This window comes from Rhodococcus sp. P-2 (assembly GCF_016598535.1).
Lineage (GTDB): Bacteria > Actinomycetota > Actinomycetes > Mycobacteriales > Mycobacteriaceae > Rhodococcus_F > Rhodococcus_F baikonurensis.
On record NZ_CP066779.1, the window covers coordinates 120,078 to 137,677 of the forward strand.

Here is a 17,600-nt window from a genome sequence, read left to right on the forward strand (position 1 = left end):
AACGCTGTGACTACCGCAACCGTCTGGGCCCCAGGTCGATTGCGCTCGGCTCGGGCCCTATGCGTACTCGCGAATCGGTGATCTCCGCGCCGGTAGCCGAAGCGAGTACCGGCTCACAGGCCAGTTCGCGGACTTCCGGAATGTCGTCGGCCAGCGCCGAGATGCGCTGGACCAGATCAACCAAGGCACCCTTGTTAACCGGAACGGCGTTTCGATATCCGGAGAGTAGCGGCGCAGCCTTGGGTGCGTCGATCAACTCCGTAGCAGCGTCTTCGGTGAGAGGCAGTACGCGATAGGCACGGTCGCCGAGGAGGTCGGAGATCACACCGGCGAGGCCGAACGAGATCAGCGAACCGAACGACGGGTCGTCTTGGACTCCGACCACACACCCGATGCCCTTGGTTGCCATTTTCTGCACGTGCAGCAGCGGTTCACCCGACGCGGCCGCAAGATCTCGGTAAGCGAGGCGTACCGATTCCGGTCCACTCAGATCCAGCCTGACGCCGCCCAGATCCGGTCGGTGGCGCCACATTTCGCCGGTTGCCTTGACCGCGACCGGATAGCCGACAGCATTCGCTGCCTCGACAGCTTCGTCTTCGCTCAGGACCGAACGGAATTCGACGACCGCGACCCCGTAGCACTCGAGAAGAGCGGCTGCCTCCACGTCCGACAGCCAACGGCCAGAAGAGTTCTCGAGCCAGTCGGCCACCATCTTCTGAGCTCGCTCGGAGTCGATCCCCGCCGGGCGAACAACCTTCGACGCCGGCTTGCTGCGCCACTCCGCGTAACGCCAAGCCCTCGCCAACGCCAGTGCGGCGCGCTCCGGCCCCGGGTAGGACGGCACCGAACCGCGGGTCGGGTTACCGACTTCGTCGCGGACCGCAAGGACGTCCGGCACACCCTCGGCTGCGAGGAACGTCGTGAGAATCGGCTTGTCCGAGCCCGCGACGGCGTCTTTGAGTGCTTTCGCGAACGGCTCGACCGGAATTGCAACCGGAGGAACGAAGACGGCGATGACGGCATCGACGTCGAACGACGCCAACGCGTCACGCACGGCGGTAGCGAACAGCTCCGGACTGGCCTGTGCGCCAAGGTCGACCGGGTCACTGACCTGCAATCCTTCACTGCGGGCAGCGTCCGCGGCAAGGACACCGAGCGCGGTGGAGTTGCCGATGACTGCAAGCCGTGGACCGGCCGGCAACGGCTGGTAGCCGAAGAGCAGTGCGCAGTCGAACAACTGAGAGATGGATCCGACTTGGATGACGCCGGCCTGTTCGAAGAGGGCCCGGACGATGGAATCGTCGATCTCGACTCCGGTGGCGGCGAGCACCGGCGGAACCGCGTGCCGACCGCTCTTGACCGCGACGATCGGCTTCTTGCGCGCAACTCGACGCGCGATGCGGGAGAACTTTCGTGGGTTGCCGAAGCTCTCCAGATAGAGAAGAACCACTTCGGTGGACTGGTCGGAATCCCAGTACTGCAGAAGGTCGTTGCCCGAGACGTCCGCACGGTTACCCGCAGAAACGAAGGCGGACAACCCGATTCGACTACGCGCGGCCTCGTCGAGAATGGCGATACCGAGTGCGCCGGACTGACAGAAGAAGCCGACGTTGCCTGCCACCGGCAAAACCGGCGCCAACGTCGCATTCAACGAAATCGCCGGGTCGTTGTTCGCGACACCCAGGGCGTTCGGACCGATGAGGCGCATTCCGTGAGCGCGGGCCGCGTGGACCAGTTTGCGTTCGGACGATCGTCCGTCCGGACCACTCTCACTGAAGCCTGACGAGACCACCACCAGCGCTTTGACGCCCTTGTCGAGGCAGTCGTCGAGAACCGAATTGATCGATTCCGCAGGTACAGCCACGACGGCCAGATCGACGTCGTCGGGGATGTCACGAACCGTCGGATATGCCCGAACACCGTGCACCGAACGATGCTCCGCGTTGACGGGATAGACCGGTCCGGTGAATCCGCCGCGCAGCAGGTTGGTCAACACCGCGTTACCCACCTTGGCCGGGTCCGCCGATGCGCCGATCACTGCCACCGATCGTGGACTCAGCACGTTTCCCATGCTGCGGGCCTCAGCTGCCCGCTCCCGCGAATTACGTACCGAAACAAGCGCTTCCGTCGGGTCGATCGCGAATTCGAGTCGCAGCACGCCACCGTCGAACGAGCGGCTCACCTGATAACCCGCCTCACGGAACACCGTCACCATGTTGCGGTTCTCGGAGAGGACCTCGGCGACGAACATCGTCAGACCGTTCTCGGCCGCTGCTGCTGCCAGGTATTCGAGCAGGATCGGGCCGAGGCCGCGCCCCTGGTGTGCGTCGGCGACGACGAAGGCGACCTCGGCAGACTTCCCGTCACCGACGTCGAGGAGGCGCTCGTATCGACCCACCGCGATGATCTCGTCGCCGAGCATCATCACGAACGCGACGCGGTTGTGGTGGTCGACCGTCGTGAAGTTCTTGACGTCGCGCGCCGACATCGTGGGGTACGGGCCGAAGTAGCGCAGGTAACGGGTGCGCTCGGAGAGCTTGCCGTGGAATTCGACGAGTTTGTCCGCGTCCTCGGGAACGATGGGTCGCAGCGCCACCGCGCCGCCGTCGGAGGCGAGAACATCGACTACCCACGAATGGGGATAGGTGTGAGCGGGGTCGGTCTTCGGCGCCTGCTCACTCGCGCCGCCGGCATCGGTATCGGACTGTTCAGTCACGGGGATCCTCCGGGTCGAGTCCGAGTAGCGGGAACGAAGCGCGGCGTGTGGCGATGATCGCCGAGTCGATTCGGGTGAGTGCACGGTCCACCGACGCGACGCCTGTCTCCGGTGTACCACCCGGGCCGTCCCACGGTGTGTAGGCGACATCGCCGCCGTCACCCATGGTCGGCGGGAGGTCGACGCTCGGTGCCCGCAGTTTCGTCGATTCCTTCCAGTCCTCGGGGACAGCGGTGTCGACGTCGATCTCGCGATCGAGTGCGGCCGCGATCAGGTGAGTCCATGCCCTGGGCACGACGCGAACCAGTCCGTATCCCCCACCGCCGACCGCCAGCCACCGTCCTTCGGAGTAGCGGTCGGCGAGATCGCGCATTGCCAGGAACGCCGCACGCTGACCGTCGACGGTGAGGGCGAGGTCCGCGAGCGGGTCCTCGCGGTGCGAGTCCACACCGCACTGACTGATGATGATCTGCGGGCGGAAGGCTGCAATGGCTCCCGGAACGACGGCGTGAAATGCACGCAGCCACAACGCGTCGACGGTCCCGGGAAGCACCGGGATGTTCACCGCTGTACCTTCGGCCGCGCCGTCACCGACCTCGCTCGACCATCCGGTGTTGGGCCACAACGTCGCCGGATGCTGATGCAGCGAGACGGTGAGCACCCGAGGGTCCCCGAGGAACGCATGTTGCACACCGTCGCCGTGGTGAGCGTCGACGTCGATGTAGGCGATGCGGTCGTAGCCGTTGTCGAGCAGCCACGAAATCGCAACAGCCGCATCGTTGTAGACGCAGAATCCCGAAGCCCAATCCGCCATCGCATGGTGCATGCCACCGCCGATGCTGACCGCACGCCTAGTACGCCCCGAAGCGATTTCCTGCGCTGCCGCCAGCGAGCCGCCGGCGAGGATGGCACTTGCCTCGTGCATGTGCGGGAAGACCGGGTTGTCCTCGGTACCGAGGCCGTGGGGAACATCCTGGCCGCTCACACCGTTGTTCGCAGAGTTACCCGCGTCTTTGACCGCTGCAAGATATGCCGGTGTGTGGATTCTGAGGAGGTCGGCATCGGACGCGGCACTCGGTTCGAGAAACTCGATGCCCTCGAGAAGTCCGAGGCTTCGCGAGAGTGCCATCGTGAGATCGAGGCGAGTGGGATTCATCGGGTGATCGGCGCTCCACCGATAGCTCAGGTACTCCGGACTCCACACCACGACTCGATTCGCTCGAGACGCCGCGGGGTCCCCGTCAGATCTGATCGACGCGGTCATGGGATCACGCTACTTCCTTCTCGTTTCGTGCTGCACACCACACTCGTGGCCCGCTACGGAGACAGAGATCGAGTGACACGAATCCAATTCGGACACGCGCTGGACTCGCCGCAGTGGAGGCGGCACCGGAACCACGAACTGAACGGTAGAATGATCAACTGACGAAGGGGTTGAGTGTGAAGGATCTAGTCGACACCACGGAGATGTATCTCCGGACGATCTACGACTTGGAAGAAGAGGGCGTAGTCCCACTCCGGGCGCGGATCGCCGAACGGCTCGAACAGAGCGGACCCACCGTCAGCCAGACAGTTGCGCGTATGGAGCGCGACGGCTTGCTGATGGTCGCCGGCGATCGACATCTGGAACTCACCGACAAGGGTCGCGATCTCGCGATCTCTGTCATGCGTAAGCACCGGCTGGCAGAGCGCCTGCTGGTGGACGTCATCGGTCTCAAATGGGAAGACGTACATGCCGAGGCATGCCGTTGGGAGCACGTGATGAGCGAGGAGGTCGAGCGTCGACTCGTCGTCGTTCTGAACAACCCCACGACGTCGCCCTACGGCAACCCGATTCCGGGCTTGGACCAGTTGGGACTCGACGGCCCGGTTGCCACCACCGAAACGTTGGTGCGTCTGACCGACATTCCGCACGGCGCACAGACGGCGGTGGTCGTTCGGCGACTGGCCGAACACGTGCAGTCCGATCCCGAGGTGATCGCGCAGCTGCGTGACGCCGGCGTCGTTCCCGACGCCAGGGTGACGGTCGAAACCCGTCCGGGCTCGGTGACCATCATCGTGCCGGGTCACAGCGGGTTCGACCTGTCCGAGGAAATGGCTCACGCCGTTCAGGTCAAGCAGGTCTGAGGAAGTAGTAGATGAAACTCCTGGTCACCGGCGGCGCCGGTTACGTCGGCAGTGTGTGCAGCACTGTGTTGCTCGAGCGTGGACACGAGGTTGTCGTCATCGACGACCTCTCCACGGGAAATGCCGACGCGGTGCCCGCCGGTGCCGAGTTCATCGAAGGGGACGTCGGGGCGCTGGCCGCCGAGGTCCTCGGTAGTGCGGGTTCACCCGTTTTCGACGGCGTACTGCATTTCGCAGCGCAGTCGTTGGTCGGCGAATCGGTGCTGCACCCCGAAAAGTACTGGCGCGGAAACGTCGTCACGACCATCGAGTTGCTCGAGGCGATCCGTCTCTCCGGCACTCCCCGGCTCGTGTTCTCTTCCACCGCCGCAACGTACGGCGAGCCGGAGCAGTCCCCCATCGTGGAAACGGCTCCGACCCGCCCTACCAATCCGTACGGCGCGACCAAGCTCGCGATCGATCATGCGATCACCTCGTACTCGATCGCCCACGGCCTGGGCGCGACCAGCTTGCGCTACTTCAACGTCGCGGGTGCGTACAAGTCCGCCGGCGAGAACCGGGTGATCGAAACCCACCTGATTCCACTCGTGCTGCAGGTCGCACTCGAGCAGCGAGACAAGATCTCGGTCTTCGGAACCGACTGGCCCACGCCGGACGGCACCGCAGTACGCGACTACATCCACGTGCTCGACCTCGCCGAAGCGCATCTACTGGCGCTCGAATCCTCGGTTCCCGGCGAGCACCGCATCTACAACCTGGGAAGTGGTGCCGGCTTCAGCGTGCGTGAGGTGATCGCTGCCTGTGCACGGGTCACCGGCCTGCCGATCAACGTCGAAGACGCGTCGCGACGCCTGGGCGATCCCGCGGTCCTCATCGCATCGAGCGACAAGGCGATTGCCGAGTTGGGTTGGACGCCCACGCGTACCGATCTCGACGTCATCGTCGCCGATGCGTGGCAGTTCCTCCAGGATCTGGGCGATCGCTCACACGCTGCTCGCTAGCTTCCGCTCGGCAGTGCCGGCGGCAAGCCGGCGATTCCGAGCGATTCCCCGATGGACAATCCGACGGCCGCAAGGTCACGGATCCCGTCGGGGTGCACGCCGGATTGAAGGGACAAGTCCAGCAATCCGGCCAAGGTGTGTTCCGAATCGGCCGACAGTGCGACCGACAGCGCCACACCGGCCAGAGGGCCGTCACCGCGAACGTATGCAAAGAAGCCGAGAAGTGTTGCCGGCCAAGCGCGTTCGGGACAAGGCACTTCATGGGTGAGCGCAAGCCACAATTGCTCGGCGGCCGCCGCAACTGACGTGATCGCCAGACCCAGCACCACGTCGCGCACGTGAACGTCCATCAACGCGACCACAAGATCGGCGCATTCCTGCGGGTCAGGGTGATCTCCTCCCTCCACACGACGAATATGTTTCAGCACCAGATCGACCCGGTCCTGGACCGGGTCCTCGCCGTCGACTCCCCCTCCGTACATACCCGATTCCCTTCCGCTCGCGATCAGTTCCGCAATCACCTCGTGATTGCGAGCGGCACCGTGTACCCACCGGACCAGTTCCTCACGCGAACGGCGAATGACCCTCCCGCCCAACACCTGTGCCGCCGCAACCGACGAAGATGCCGGGTCGGGCAGAGTGCCCCGGTGAATCGAACGCGTGACGCTCGTCCACGGTTGGCCAGATTCTATTGCGGCCGTGCACAATACGTCAGCCAGCCCGACGCAGGTTCCGCCGAGCATGTCTTCGAATACCTCGGCCAGCTCGATGGTTTCATCGATCAGAGTTTCAGCTGCCGAGTAATCGGTGATCACCACGAGAACGACCGCACGCGCTCCTTCCCTGTCACACACGGAGGCGAACTGGCGCAGCGCTGCACTCATCTGCCTCGCGGGCTTTCCCCTGACACTGGGAAAGTAGTCGTGTCGCATCACCGGGCCGAGCGTCGAGGCGGAGATGCCCATCAGAGACAGCGCAACGACGGAGTTGGACGGATGAAATCCCAGGAGGGCGGGTATTGCCGCAATCAATTCGCCTGGATCGGAAACACGTTCGACGCAGCCGAAAAGGGTGAGGTCGTCGTCGGAGAATTCGAATTCTCCCGGAAGAGGTGATGTGGTCATGCACAGACCCTGGCCGATCACCCCGACGCCGCCATCTACTCGACCAGGGGAAACACCCACGTCGAAGTCGTCTGTGGATTACCGCGATTGTTGTGGACGAAGTGCCCCGACACAACGGGGCGATCCGATCCTTGTCGGACCCGTATGCTGCGGAATCACTTACCCGCTTTGACCTTCTGGACAGCGGCGGTGAATGCCTGATCCAGAGGTGCTGTCGACGGCGTCGCCGAACCGAACGTCATCAGTGTCGTCGCTACCCGCACGTCGCCCACCTGCGCAATCAACGTCAGCATCGTCTGATCGCCGGCTGCAGCTTTGGGGGAAACGACAGTGCGGCGCAGCGACATCGTCTTGTCGGCATCGATCGGCGAGGGCGGAAGAATTTCCGTCGTCACTGTTGTCGTGACGCCGTTCGCAGTGACGGTCATGGACGGGCACTGCCGAGTTTGCGCTTCCAACTCGTCCAGGGGTGCGTCGACCTTCGTGAGTTCGACCGAAATCGTTGCCCTCGTCGCATTGTCGGTCCCGACCGCCATCACGGTCCCGTTCGGACCGTAATCCTGTTCCGGTGGCTCACATTCGGATGGATCGACGGTGGCACCGCGTGGGACGCCGACCAGATCCGGCGCTGCCATCGGAACAGCCTGCGGGGGCAGGACAACAGCGCCGAAGGGCTCGGGAAATTCCTCGGGAGTCAGCAGAAGTTCGGACAACGGTGCCGCTGATTTCGGAGAGGTAGATTTCGGCGACGAGGATTTGGGGGCAGCCGTCGTACTCGGCGCCGCTGAGCCGCTGTCGGTCACACCGGCAGTCGCCGGCGCGGAGTCCGGAACGGGTGCTCCTTGGACCGACCCGGAGCAGCCCGCGAGTAGTGCAACCGCGGCCACTGCTGCAAGGGAGCTTGCGGCCACTCGCCTGGACGATCGTGGACACACCCGCATGTAAGCCTCCGCACTCGACCGATCCCGACAATCGACCAATCCATTTCGGACAAATCAGTCGTGCCGACCTTGTGTTCCACTCTGCCATGTCCGAAGCCGCGCACCCGACATCTACCGAACGCCCAGGACAAGTGTCGAAAGATACCGCTCGGCTTCGCTCTCGGCGAACGCCCGTCTCGTCGGATCGGGAATGATCGGTCACCGACTCGGTGTTCTTACCGATGAACGTCTGATCCAGTGCTGTCGGGCACCCGACTCCGATGCTGTCGAGCGTGCGCCGATAGTGGACACTTGAGATCAAGACCGAAGAGCGAAGGGGACTGCGATGGACGAACAGTCGAGGATGTACGAGCTGGAATTTCCGGCGCCCCACTTGGCGGCTGCCGACGGCCAGGGACCGATCCTGATTCACGGACTCGAGGGTTACTCCGACGCCGGTCACGCCGTGAAATTGGCGACGACGCATCTGCGGGAAAGCCTGGAAACCGAGCTTGTCGCGTCGTTTGCTGTCGACGAGCTGATCGACTACCGCTCGCGCCGACCGACGATGACGTTCAAGGCCGATCATTTCTCCGACTACGACGCTCCGGCGCTCAATCTGTATGCGCTGCGCGATACGGCCGGCACGCCCTTCCTGCTGCTTGCCGGGATGGAACCGGACCTCAAGTGGGAGCGGTTCACCACAGCCGTTCGTCTGTTGTCCGAACAGCTCGGTGTGCGTCGAACCATCGGGCTCAACGCCATTCCGATGGCAATCCCGCACACCCGACCGCTGGGCGTGACAGCACATTCGACCAACAAGGACCTCATCCAGGACCATCAGCGCTGGTCAGGTGAACTGCAGGTTCCCGGCAGCGCATCGTCATTGCTCGAGCTTCGTATGTCTCAGCACGGGCACGAGGCGATGGGCTTCTCGGTTCACGTTCCCCACTACCTCGCGCAGACCGATTACCCCGGCGCCGCCGAGACTTTGCTCGAAAACGTCTCCGAGGTTTCGGATCTGGAACTTCCGCTGGCGGCACTGGGTGAGGCCGCGGCACGCGTTCGAGAACAGGTTAACGAGCACATAGCCGGAAACGAAGAAGTTCAGACTGTAGTCCACGCTTTGGAGCGGCAATACGACACTTTCGTGGCCGCCCAGGAACAGCAGTCGTCACTTCTAGCTGGAGAAGCCGACCTCCCCAGCGGCGACGAGATCGGCGCGGAGTTCGAAAAGTTCCTGGCCGAACAGGCTGGGAACGACGACTTCGGCTCAGCTGGAGACGCCGGTCGAGGCGACATCTGACCAAAATGTGACGGGCGGGGCGCATAATTCGACATTGTGCGCATTCCGCAACCCCTCCGTTACCTGGGCTGTTGTTCAGGACACATCCGTCGGATAGCCTCGAACTCTGTGAGATTTTCGTTGACGGCTCAACAACTGGAGCAGACAGTCAACGTGGTCTCACGCTGAGCCAGGAGGCGACATGAGCAGACCACGGAACCGTCAGCTCCGACCGGTCCCCGACGAGGAACCTCGGATGATGTTCCGGACCATTCACGGCTACCGACGCGCATTTCGGATAGCCGGAGAGGGCCCGGCAGTACTGCTCCTGCACGGAATCGGCGACAACTCGTCGACGTGGACCGAGATCATTCCCCACCTCGCCAAGAAGTACACCGTCATCGCACCTGACCTGTTGGGTCACGGCCGCTCCGACAAGCCGCGCGCCGACTATTCGGTAGCCGCGTACGCCAACGGCATGCGTGATCTCCTGTCGACGCTCGGCATCGAGCACGTCACTGTCATCGGGCATTCACTCGGTGGCGGCGTCGCGATGCAATTCTCCTACCAATTCCCACACATGGTGGATCGCCTCGTGCTGGTCTCGGCCGGTGGCGTCACCAAGGACGTCCACCCACTGCTGCGCCTCATGTCCGTTCCGGTGGTCAACGAGGTCGTCAAACTGCTCCGGATACCTGGAGCGATGCCGCTCGTCCGAATGGCCGGAAACCTTGCCGGCGTCGTGCACGGTTCAAATCTGCGTCCCGGCACCATGCTGCACGACACTCCCGACCTGATTCGTGTGCTCGCCGATCTCCCCGACCCCACGGCCTACGAGGCGTACCTTCGTACCCTGCGGGCGGTGGTGGACTGGCGCGGACAGGTCGTCACGATGCTCGACCGTTGTTATCTGACCGAGAATCTGCCCGTTCAACTGATCTGGGGCGACGACGACTCCGTCATTCCGGTCTCCCACGCGCACCTCGCGCATGCGGCCATGCCCAACTCCCGACTCGAAGTCTTCCGCGGCTCGGGCCACTTCCCGTTCCGCGACGATCCGATGCGTTTCCTGCAGATCGTCGAAGATTTTCTTTCCAGCACCGCACCACTCGTCTTCGACGAGGCCCGCTGGCGTCACATGCTGATCTCCGGGGTCGGCGAGAACACCATCACCGGAACGTCGTCCACCCGCATGGCGGTGCTCGACGCCATGGGCTCGGACGAGCGAAGCGCAACCTGATCCGCGGTTGCGGCTAGCCTGTACGAGTGCTGCTGACGGAACTTCTCCCCGACAACGCGGATCCTGATTCCGTTTTCGACGCCTTCTCCTCGTGGACCCTCGAACGAGGGTTGACGCTCTATCCGGCCCAGGAAGAGGCCGTCATGGAGTTGGTCTCGGGTGCAAACGTGATCCTTGCGACGCCGACCGGGTCCGGCAAATCGATGGTGGCGATCGGCGCGCATTTCTATGCGATGTCGCTCGGCAAGCGTACGTATTACACCGCGCCGATCAAGGCGCTGGTGAGCGAGAAGTTCTTTGCGCTCTGTGAGGTCTTCGGTGCCGAGAACGTCGGCATGATGACCGGTGATGCCGCCGTGAACTCGTCGGCGCCGATCATTTGTGCGACGGCGGAGATCGTCGCGAATCTCGCACTGCGAGAGGGCCCGAACTCCGATATCGGCCAGGTCGTGATGGACGAGTTCCACTTCTACTCCGAACCCGATCGAGGTTGGGCGTGGCAGGTTCCGCTCATCGAGTTGCCGCACGCCCAGTTCCTCTTGATGTCGGCAACCCTCGGTGAGGTCGATTTCTTCTCCGAAGATCTGACGCGTCGCACCGGTAAGCCCACCACCGTCGTCTCCGGCACGGAACGCCCCGTGCCCCTGATGTTCTCGTACGCGACCACGCCGGTCGGCGAAACCATCGAAGATCTGGTGACCACCAACCAGTCCCCCGTGTACATCGTGCATTTCACGCAGGCCGCCGCTCTCGAACGCGCCCAGGCACTGACGAGCGTCAACTTCTGTTCCAAGGAAGAGAAGGAAGCGATCGCCGAAGCATTGGGCGGTTTCCGCTTCACCACCGGGTTCGGAAAGACACTCTCTCGCCTGGTCCGGCACGGCATCGGCGTTCACCATGCTGGCATGCTGCCCAAGTACCGACGGCTCATCGAAGTTCTCGCGCAGGACGGCCTTCTCAAGGTCATCTGCGGTACAGACACTCTGGGCGTCGGCATCAACGTCCCGATCCGCACGGTACTGCTCACCGGTCTCGCCAAGTACGACGGCGTCCGCACACGGCATCTGAAAGCCCGCGAGTTCCATCAGATCGCCGGCCGCGCGGGTCGTGCGGGCTACGACACGATGGGCACCGTTGTCGTCCAGGCACCGGAACACGAGGTGGAGAATCTGCGGGCCGTCGCCAAGGCGGGCGACGATCCGAAGAAGATCAAGAAGATTCAACGCAAGAAGGCTCCCGAGGGGTTTGTGTCCTGGAGCGAAGCGACGTTCGACCGATTGGTCGCGGCATCGCCCGAACCGTTGGTGTCACGATTCTCGGTCAGCAACTCGATGCTGCTCAATGTCATTGCCCGACCGGGCAACTGCTTCGACGCGATGCGGCACCTGTTGGAAGACAACCACGAATCGCGGCCGGCGCAGCGCAAGCACATCCTCAAAGCGATCTCGCTGTATCGCGGATTGCTCAGCGCCGGGATCGTGGAGCGCCTCGACGAACCTGACGAGCACGGCCGGATGGCACGGTTGACGATGGACCTGCAGCGCGACTTCGCGCTCAACCAGCCGCTGTCGCCGTTCGCCTTGGCGGCATTCGAACTCCTCGACGTCGAATCCGACAGTTACGCACTCGATGTCGTCTCGATCATCGAGTCGACGCTCGACGATCCGCGTCAGGTGCTCATGGCGCAGCAGCACTTCGCTCGCGGCGAAGCGGTGGCACAGATGAAGGCCGACGGCATCGAGTACGAGGAGCGCATGGAGCTTCTCGAAGAGGTCACCTGGCCGAAACCGTTGTCGGACTTACTGTTCCCGGCTTTCGAAATGTATCGCGGCGGCCACCCGTGGATCACGGAGTTCGCCCTCTCCCCCAAGTCCGTGGTGCGCGACATGATCGAACGCGCCATGACGTTTGCCGAATTGATCAGCCACTACGGACTCACCCGATCCGAGGGCCTCGTCCTGCGCTACCTCGCCGACGCGTACCGCGCCCTGCGGCAAACCGTCCCGACGGAGGCACGCACCGAGGAACTCGAAGACATCATCGAGTGGTTGGGCGAGCTGATCCGTCAGGTCGACTCGAGCCTTCTCGACGAGTGGGAGTCACTTACCGACCCCGGAGCCGAAGCAGACACCGAAGAGGTGGCGTTCGGCGCCGACATTCCCCGGCCCATCTCGGCGAACCCGCGCGCATTCCGCGTCATGGTGCGCAATGCGATGTTCCGACGCATCGATCTCGCATCGCGTCGGCAGTGGAACGAGCTGGAAAACCTCGAGGACGGTATCGACGCCGCTGAGTGGGAAGAGCAACTACTCCCGTACTTCGAGGAGTACGCAACCATCGGAACCGGACCGTCGGCGCGCGGGCCGGCGCTCTTCCAAGTCACCGAAGAGGGTGAGTTCTGGCGGGTGCGGCAGGTGCTCGAGGACCCGGAGGGCGATCACGGATGGGCACTGCTTGCCGTCGTCGACATCCCGGAATCGGATGCCGCGGGTGAAATCGTATTCGACGAGCTGAGCGTCGTAGAAGGCTAGCGCCTGTGCGCCTTTCTGATAGTGGTCGCTACCAGTAGGGCGCACAGGGGGCTTTCAGCCCCTTCGAGCCTTCCGCGGCTGATTACGACGAGCAGCGCGCTTTTCCTTGATGCGAACGTTCTCGGCCCGCACGTCGGCCTGAACAGCGCGTTCCTTCTCGAGCCAGTCGGGCTTCTCTTCGAGGAGTGCGGCGATCTGATCCGTGGTAAGTGCCTCTTCGACGCCGCCGCGAGCGAGACCGGCGATCGAGATGCCCAACTTGGCAGCGATGACCGGGCGAGGGTGCGGTCCGGTGCGTCGCAGCTCCAGCAGCCACTCCGGCGGATCGGTCTGCAGCGCGGTCAGTTCGTCACGAGTCACGTCGCCTTCCTGGAACTGCGCAGGTGTTGCTTCCAGGTACACACCCAGCTTCTTGGCAGCCGTCGTCGGCTTCATCGTCTGGGGAGTTTTGTTCGACGTCATGCAACAAGAGTAACCAGCCGATACGGGTGCTTTTACCAAGGCGGTAGCCTTGCCTGGTGACAGGTGCGGATAGTCAGGCAATTTTTCGACTCGCGTACGCCCCGGGGGTGACGCCCACCAAGTGGGTCCGGGTGTGGCACGAGCGGCTTCCCGAGGTGCGTCTGGAACTGGTTCAGTTCCCGGTTCTCGAACTCGAAGCTGCACTTCGCGCAGGTGAAGCAGATGCAGGTTTGGTTCGCCTGCCGATCGACCGGACCGGCATCAGCGCCATCTCGCTGTATGCGGAAACCCCGGTGGTGGTGGTACCGAAAGATCACGTGTTCACTACTGTCGATCAGATTTCCGTCGACGATCTGGCCGACGAGATAGTGCTCGATCCTCTCGACGACAGACTCGACTGGCCGACCCGTCCCGGAAAGACCGCCGCCGAGCGACCCGCGAGCATCGCCGACGCGATCGAATTGGTTGCCGCCGGCGTCGGCGTTGTCGTCGTGCCACATTCGCTGGCGCGGTTCCACCATCGCAAGGACCTGACCTTCCGTCCGGTGGACGGTGCGCCCGAGGCTCCCGTGGCTTTGGCATGGATGGAGTCCAAGACCACAGATCTGGTCGAGGAACTGATCGGCATCGTGCGAGGCCGCACGGCACAAAGTTCCCGCGGCCGGAACGGCGAGCCGGCCGAGAAGATCAAGGGTTCCGTGAAAGCCAAGATCGCGGCCCGTGAGCGTCGTGCAGAAGCTGCCAAGAACGGTCAGAAGGCGAAGGGCGCCGGCACCGCGAAGAACATTTCCGGACGCAACGCCGGTTCCGGTAAGGCCAAGGCGGGCGGCAAATCGGGTAGCGGGAAGTCCGGTGGGACCAAGAGTTCGGGTGGCCGGTTCTCCGGAAAGCAGAAGGGCCGCTAGGGATTCAGCCGGCAACTCGGAAGATCGTTGCCTGACATCGCTGAACTGTTCAGGCGCGAGTGAACCGCGCTGCGGGCCGCGAAACGGCGCATCGTCGAACTCCGTCGAGCATGATGAGAGTATGACTCCCGCGAGTTCTTCAGCCCTCGACGAATTGGTAGCGGCACTCCCCGAGGGAGCCGTCCTGCTGGATCCTGACCTGACCGCGGGCTACCGCCAGGACTGGGCTGCCGATCCGACCGCCGGCCACCCCGCTGCCGTGGTTCGCGCAACGTGCACGGAAGACATCCAAGCAGTCATGCGATGGGCAACCGCCAACCGCGTACCGGTGGTTCCCAGAGGTGCCGGCTCGGGCCTTTCCGGTGGATCCAGCGCCGTCGACGGTTGCATCGTGGTCAGCACCGAGCGAATGCGACAGATCACGATCGACCCGGTTGCCCGTGTGGCCGTTACTCAGCCCGGCTTGATGAATGCGGAGGTCAAGAAAGCAGCCGCAGAGCACGGACTCTGGTACCCGCCGGACCCCTCGTCCTTCGAGATCTGTTCCATCGGCGGCAATGCAGCCACCAACGCCGGCGGACTCTGCTGCGTCAAGTACGGAGTAACCACCGACTACGTTCTCGGACTTCGGGTCGTGCTGGCAGACGGGACAGCGGTCAGCCTCGGTGGCCCCCTTCTCAAGGACGTCGCCGGACTCTCACTCACGAAACTGTTCGTGGGTAGTGAGGGAACTCTCGGCATCATCACGGAAATCACCCTGCGTTTGATTCCCGCGCAGCCGCCCGCATCAACCGTCGTCGCGTCGTTCGACTCGTTACAAGAGGCTGCCGACGCGGTCTTGGCGATCACCGGCAACATGCGTCCGGCGATGCTCGAGTTCATGGATCATGCCAGCATCAATGCCGTCGAGGATTCGGTACGCATGGGTCTGAACCGCAAGGCTCACGCACTGCTGCTCGCGCAGTCCGACGCACCCGGCGCGGCAGGCGTGCTGGAAATCGAGACGATTGTTCAGGCGTGCGAAAACAACGGAGCCACCGAGGTATTCGCCACCGACGATCAGGCCGAGGGTGACGCTTTTGCGGCAGCACGGCGGGCAGTGTTCCCGGCAGTGCTCGCGATGGGAAGTCTGCTTCTCGAAGACGTGGGCGTTCCCATGCGCGCACTCCCCCAGCTCGTGACCGGGGTCGAAGCCATCGCCGACGACCTCGAAGTCCTGATCTGCACGGTGGCGCATGCCGGAGACGGAAATACACACCCGCTCATCGTTTTCGACCCCGCAGATCCGGACATGACCGAACGCGCACAGATCGCATTCGGACGGGTGATGGATCTCGCCATCGCGCTCGGCGGCACGATCACCGGCGAACACGGGGTCGGTCGACTCAAGCGCGACTGGCTGCCGTCACAATTGGGTGACGACGTCATGGCCCTCAATCGCAAGGTCAAGGATGCGCTCGACCCGCTGGGAATTCTCAATCCCGGAGCCGTCATTGCCGTGAAAGAAGGCTCATCCGACTAGCTTTCACGTCGACGTCGAACGAGTTACGTCATCGAGGAACTGTCGGGCTGACCGAACGGACCAACTCGGCCAGCTGACGGAATCCTTCTGCTCGGCCACTCGAAGAGCGGAACACGACGCCGATCGTGCGACCTGGAGCCGGCGATGCGAAGCGCGCCGTCGACAAATCTCCGCGTCGAACCTCCACTGCAACAGCAGATTCCGGGACCAAAGTCACCCCGAGTCCCCCGGCCACACACTGCACGACCGTCGCGAGCGACGTCGCCCGCGTGTCGCCGGCAAGCGGATGAGCGTCTACGGAACGGCACAGATCCAACGTCTGGTCGCGCAGGCAGTGGCCGTCGTCGAGCAAGAGCAACGGCAGCGCGTCGAGCACGTCCACCGTGAGATCGACACGTCCGGCCAAGGAGTGATCGTCCGGCACGACCATCACAAAATCCTCTTCGTACACAGGAACTTCCACCAGGCCGGGCGTTCCGGCAGGAAGCGCCAACACAGCTACGTCGAGCGCTCCCGATCGCAGTGCATCGAGTAGGCGCGCCGTCTGATCCTCGACGATCTGCGGCGCCAACGACGGCAGCTTGTCGCGCAGCTCCGGCAACAACCCCGGAAGAATGTAGGGCGCAACGGTCGGGATCAACCCGATGCGGAGCGGTCCGGTCAGAGAGTCGCCGGAGCCGGCGGCACTCGCGACGAAACCGTCGGCAGCCTCGAGAATCTGCTTGGCCTGACCGAGCAAGCGCTGCCCGTCCGCAGTCACGAGCACGCGCCGCGTACTCCGTTCGATCAGCTTGACCCCCAGGCCCGCCTCGAGCGCCGCCAGCGCCTGGGACAGTGTGGGTTGGCTCACACCGGAACGTGCTGCGGCAGTACCGAAGTGCCGATACTCGGCCACCGACACGAAGGCACGCAGCTGTGACAAGGAAGGTTGATAAGTCTGATCAGACATGCCTATCAGTGTAGTGCCACCCATCACCTTTACCTTTTGAACGGTTTGATGCAGAATGGACTCATACCAAAAAGCGCCGGTCACAACCTCGACACTCCAGTCGAAACCGTCCGACCCGCTGACGGTGACAAACCCTCTCGATCCAGCACGTTCGGCCGTCACAATCCGAACAGCCGGATCGTGTGCGCAAGAAATTCCTGTTCACGAGACACGTAGGAGAATGAGACACATGGCTCTGCTCACAATCGGCGACCAGTTCCCCGCTTACAACCTCACGGCTGTCATCGGCGGCGACCTGTCCAAGGTCGATGCCCAGCAGCCCGATGACTACTTCACCACCGTCACCAGCGACGACTACGCAGGCAAGTGGCGCATCGTCTTCTTCTGGCCCAAGGACTTCACCTTCGTGTGCCCCACCGAGATTGCTGCATTCGGCAAGCTCAACGACGAGTTCGCAGACCGTGACGCTCAGGTTCTCGGCGCTTCCGTCGACAACGAGTTCGTGCACTTCCAGTGGCGTGCACAGCACGAAGAGCTCAAGACCCTCCCCTTCCCGATGCTCTCGGACCTCAAGCGCGAGCTTGCCGAGGCCACCGGCGTCCTCAACGCCGACGGCGTTGCAGACCGCGCGACGTTCATCGTCGACCCCAACAACGAGATCCAGTTCGTCTCCGTCACAGCCGGTTCCGTCGGCCGTAACGTCGACGAGGTTCTCCGCGTCCTCGACGCTCTCCAGAGCGACGAGCTGTGCGCATGCAACTGGAAGAAGGGCGACCCGACCATCAACGCCGGCGAACTCCTGACTGCGAGCGTCTGAG

At 63.3% G+C, this 17,600-nt stretch carries 14 protein-coding genes; 8 read left to right on the forward strand and 6 right to left on the reverse strand.

The genetic code is table 11. The features are described 5' to 3' along the window. Window positions 1-10: 10 nt before the first annotated feature. Together I7X09_RS00600 and I7X09_RS00605 are read right to left on the reverse strand one after the other, a co-directional pair. Complete coding sequence (locus I7X09_RS00600) at window positions 11-2,716, reverse strand: bifunctional acetate--CoA ligase family protein/GNAT family N-acetyltransferase (RefSeq protein WP_124569736.1); 2,706 nt, start codon at window positions 2,714-2,716, stop codon at window positions 11-13. Next, the gene (locus tag I7X09_RS00605; RefSeq protein ID WP_003942159.1) at window positions 2,709-3,980 is read right to left on the reverse strand and encodes an acetoin utilization protein AcuC; all 1,272 of its coding nucleotides are present in this window, start codon (window positions 3,978-3,980) and stop codon (window positions 2,709-2,711) included. Before I7X09_RS00605 ends, I7X09_RS00600 begins: the two co-directional genes overlap by 8 nt. A gap of 176 nt (window positions 3,981-4,156) precedes the next feature. On the opposite strand from I7X09_RS00605, the gene I7X09_RS00610 reads away from it, so the two are divergent. Further along, complete coding sequence (locus tag I7X09_RS00610; RefSeq protein WP_003942150.1) at window positions 4,157-4,843, forward strand: metal-dependent transcriptional regulator; 687 nt, start codon at window positions 4,157-4,159, stop codon at window positions 4,841-4,843. An 11-nt stretch (window positions 4,844-4,854) separates the two neighbouring features. Then, a complete protein-coding gene (galE, locus tag I7X09_RS00615) occupies window positions 4,855-5,844 on the forward strand; it encodes a UDP-glucose 4-epimerase GalE (RefSeq protein ID WP_095970541.1) in 990 nt (329 codons plus the stop codon). On the opposite strand, the gene I7X09_RS00620 is transcribed toward galE, so the two are convergent. Continuing rightward, entirely contained in the window at window positions 5,841-6,968 is a 1,128-nt protein-coding gene (locus tag I7X09_RS00620) for a DUF4192 domain-containing protein (RefSeq protein WP_200315070.1), read from the reverse strand. The two genes, galE and I7X09_RS00620, sit on opposite strands and share 4 nt — an antisense overlap. Window positions 6,969-7,123: 155 nt before the next feature. Then, complete coding sequence (locus tag I7X09_RS00625; RefSeq protein WP_124569738.1) at window positions 7,124-7,879, reverse strand: sensor domain-containing protein; 756 nt, start codon at window positions 7,877-7,879, stop codon at window positions 7,124-7,126. 355 nt (window positions 7,880-8,234) lie between these two features. On the opposite strand from I7X09_RS00625, the gene I7X09_RS00630 reads away from it, so the two are divergent. The 3 genes from I7X09_RS00630 (at window position 8,235) to I7X09_RS00640 (ending at window position 12,944) form a co-directional block, all read left to right on the forward strand. Then, on the forward strand, window positions 8,235-9,194 hold the full coding sequence (locus tag I7X09_RS00630) for a proteasome assembly chaperone family protein (RefSeq protein WP_200315072.1): 960 nt from the start codon (window positions 8,235-8,237) through the stop codon (window positions 9,192-9,194). Between the two features lie 181 nt (window positions 9,195-9,375). Further along, window positions 9,376-10,413, forward strand: a complete 1,038-nt coding sequence (locus tag I7X09_RS00635) for an alpha/beta fold hydrolase (protein WP_007732813.1) — start codon at window positions 9,376-9,378, stop codon at window positions 10,411-10,413. A gap of 26 nt (window positions 10,414-10,439) precedes the next feature. Beyond that, window positions 10,440-12,944, forward strand: a complete 2,505-nt coding sequence (locus tag I7X09_RS00640) for a DEAD/DEAH box helicase (RefSeq protein ID WP_095970545.1) — start codon at window positions 10,440-10,442, stop codon at window positions 12,942-12,944. Window positions 12,945-12,998: 54 nt separating this feature from the next. On the opposite strand, the gene I7X09_RS00645 is transcribed toward I7X09_RS00640, so the two are convergent. Further along, window positions 12,999-13,406 carry a DUF5997 family protein gene (locus tag I7X09_RS00645; protein WP_095970546.1) on the reverse strand — a complete coding sequence of 136 codons (408 nt, stop codon included), beginning with the start codon at window positions 13,404-13,406 and terminating at the stop codon, window positions 12,999-13,001. Between the two features lie 56 nt (window positions 13,407-13,462). Between I7X09_RS00645 and I7X09_RS00650 the strand changes: the two genes are divergently transcribed. Then, the gene (locus I7X09_RS00650) at window positions 13,463-14,311 is read left to right on the forward strand and encodes a LysR substrate-binding domain-containing protein (RefSeq protein WP_200315074.1); all 849 of its coding nucleotides are present in this window, start codon (window positions 13,463-13,465) and stop codon (window positions 14,309-14,311) included. A gap of 121 nt (window positions 14,312-14,432) precedes the next feature. Beyond that, window positions 14,433-15,833, forward strand: coding sequence for an FAD-binding oxidoreductase (locus I7X09_RS00655; RefSeq protein ID WP_200315076.1), 1,401 nt, complete (start codon window positions 14,433-14,435; stop codon window positions 15,831-15,833). Between the two features lie 28 nt (window positions 15,834-15,861). Here the strand turns inward: I7X09_RS00655 and I7X09_RS00660 are convergent, their stop codons facing one another. Continuing rightward, entirely contained in the window at window positions 15,862-16,782 is a 921-nt protein-coding gene (locus I7X09_RS00660) for a hydrogen peroxide-inducible genes activator (RefSeq protein WP_095970736.1), read from the reverse strand. A 229-nt stretch (window positions 16,783-17,011) separates the two neighbouring features. Between I7X09_RS00660 and I7X09_RS00665 the strand changes: the two genes are divergently transcribed. After that, window positions 17,012-17,599, forward strand: a complete 588-nt coding sequence (locus I7X09_RS00665) for a peroxiredoxin (RefSeq protein ID WP_095970549.1) — start codon at window positions 17,012-17,014, stop codon at window positions 17,597-17,599. Window position 17,600 lies beyond the last annotated feature (1 nt).

Excerpts from the sequence above, each read along its gene's own strand:
- I7X09_RS00665 (WP_095970549.1), top strand. The coding sequence starts at position 17,012 with ATGGCTCTGCTCACAATCGGCGACCAGTTCCCCGCTTACAACCTCACG.
- galE (WP_095970541.1), top strand. The coding sequence starts at position 4,855 with ATGAAACTCCTGGTCACCGGCGGCGCCGGTTACGTCGGCAGTGTGTGC.
- I7X09_RS00655 (WP_200315076.1), top strand. The coding sequence starts at position 14,433 with ATGACTCCCGCGAGTTCTTCAGCCCTCGACGAATTGGTAGCGGCACTC.
- I7X09_RS00630 (WP_200315072.1), top strand. The coding sequence starts at position 8,235 with ATGGACGAACAGTCGAGGATGTACGAGCTGGAATTTCCGGCGCCCCAC.
- I7X09_RS00635 (WP_007732813.1), top strand. The coding sequence starts at position 9,376 with ATGAGCAGACCACGGAACCGTCAGCTCCGACCGGTCCCCGACGAGGAA.
- I7X09_RS00660 (WP_095970736.1), bottom strand. The coding sequence starts at position 16,782 with ATGTCTGATCAGACTTATCAACCTTCCTTGTCACAGCTGCGTGCCTTC.
- I7X09_RS00645 (WP_095970546.1), bottom strand. The coding sequence starts at position 13,406 with ATGACGTCGAACAAAACTCCCCAGACGATGAAGCCGACGACGGCTGCC.
- I7X09_RS00620 (WP_200315070.1), bottom strand. The coding sequence starts at position 6,968 with ATGACCACATCACCTCTTCCGGGAGAATTCGAATTCTCCGACGACGAC.
- I7X09_RS00605 (WP_003942159.1), bottom strand. The coding sequence starts at position 3,980 with ATGACCGCGTCGATCAGATCTGACGGGGACCCCGCGGCGTCTCGAGCG.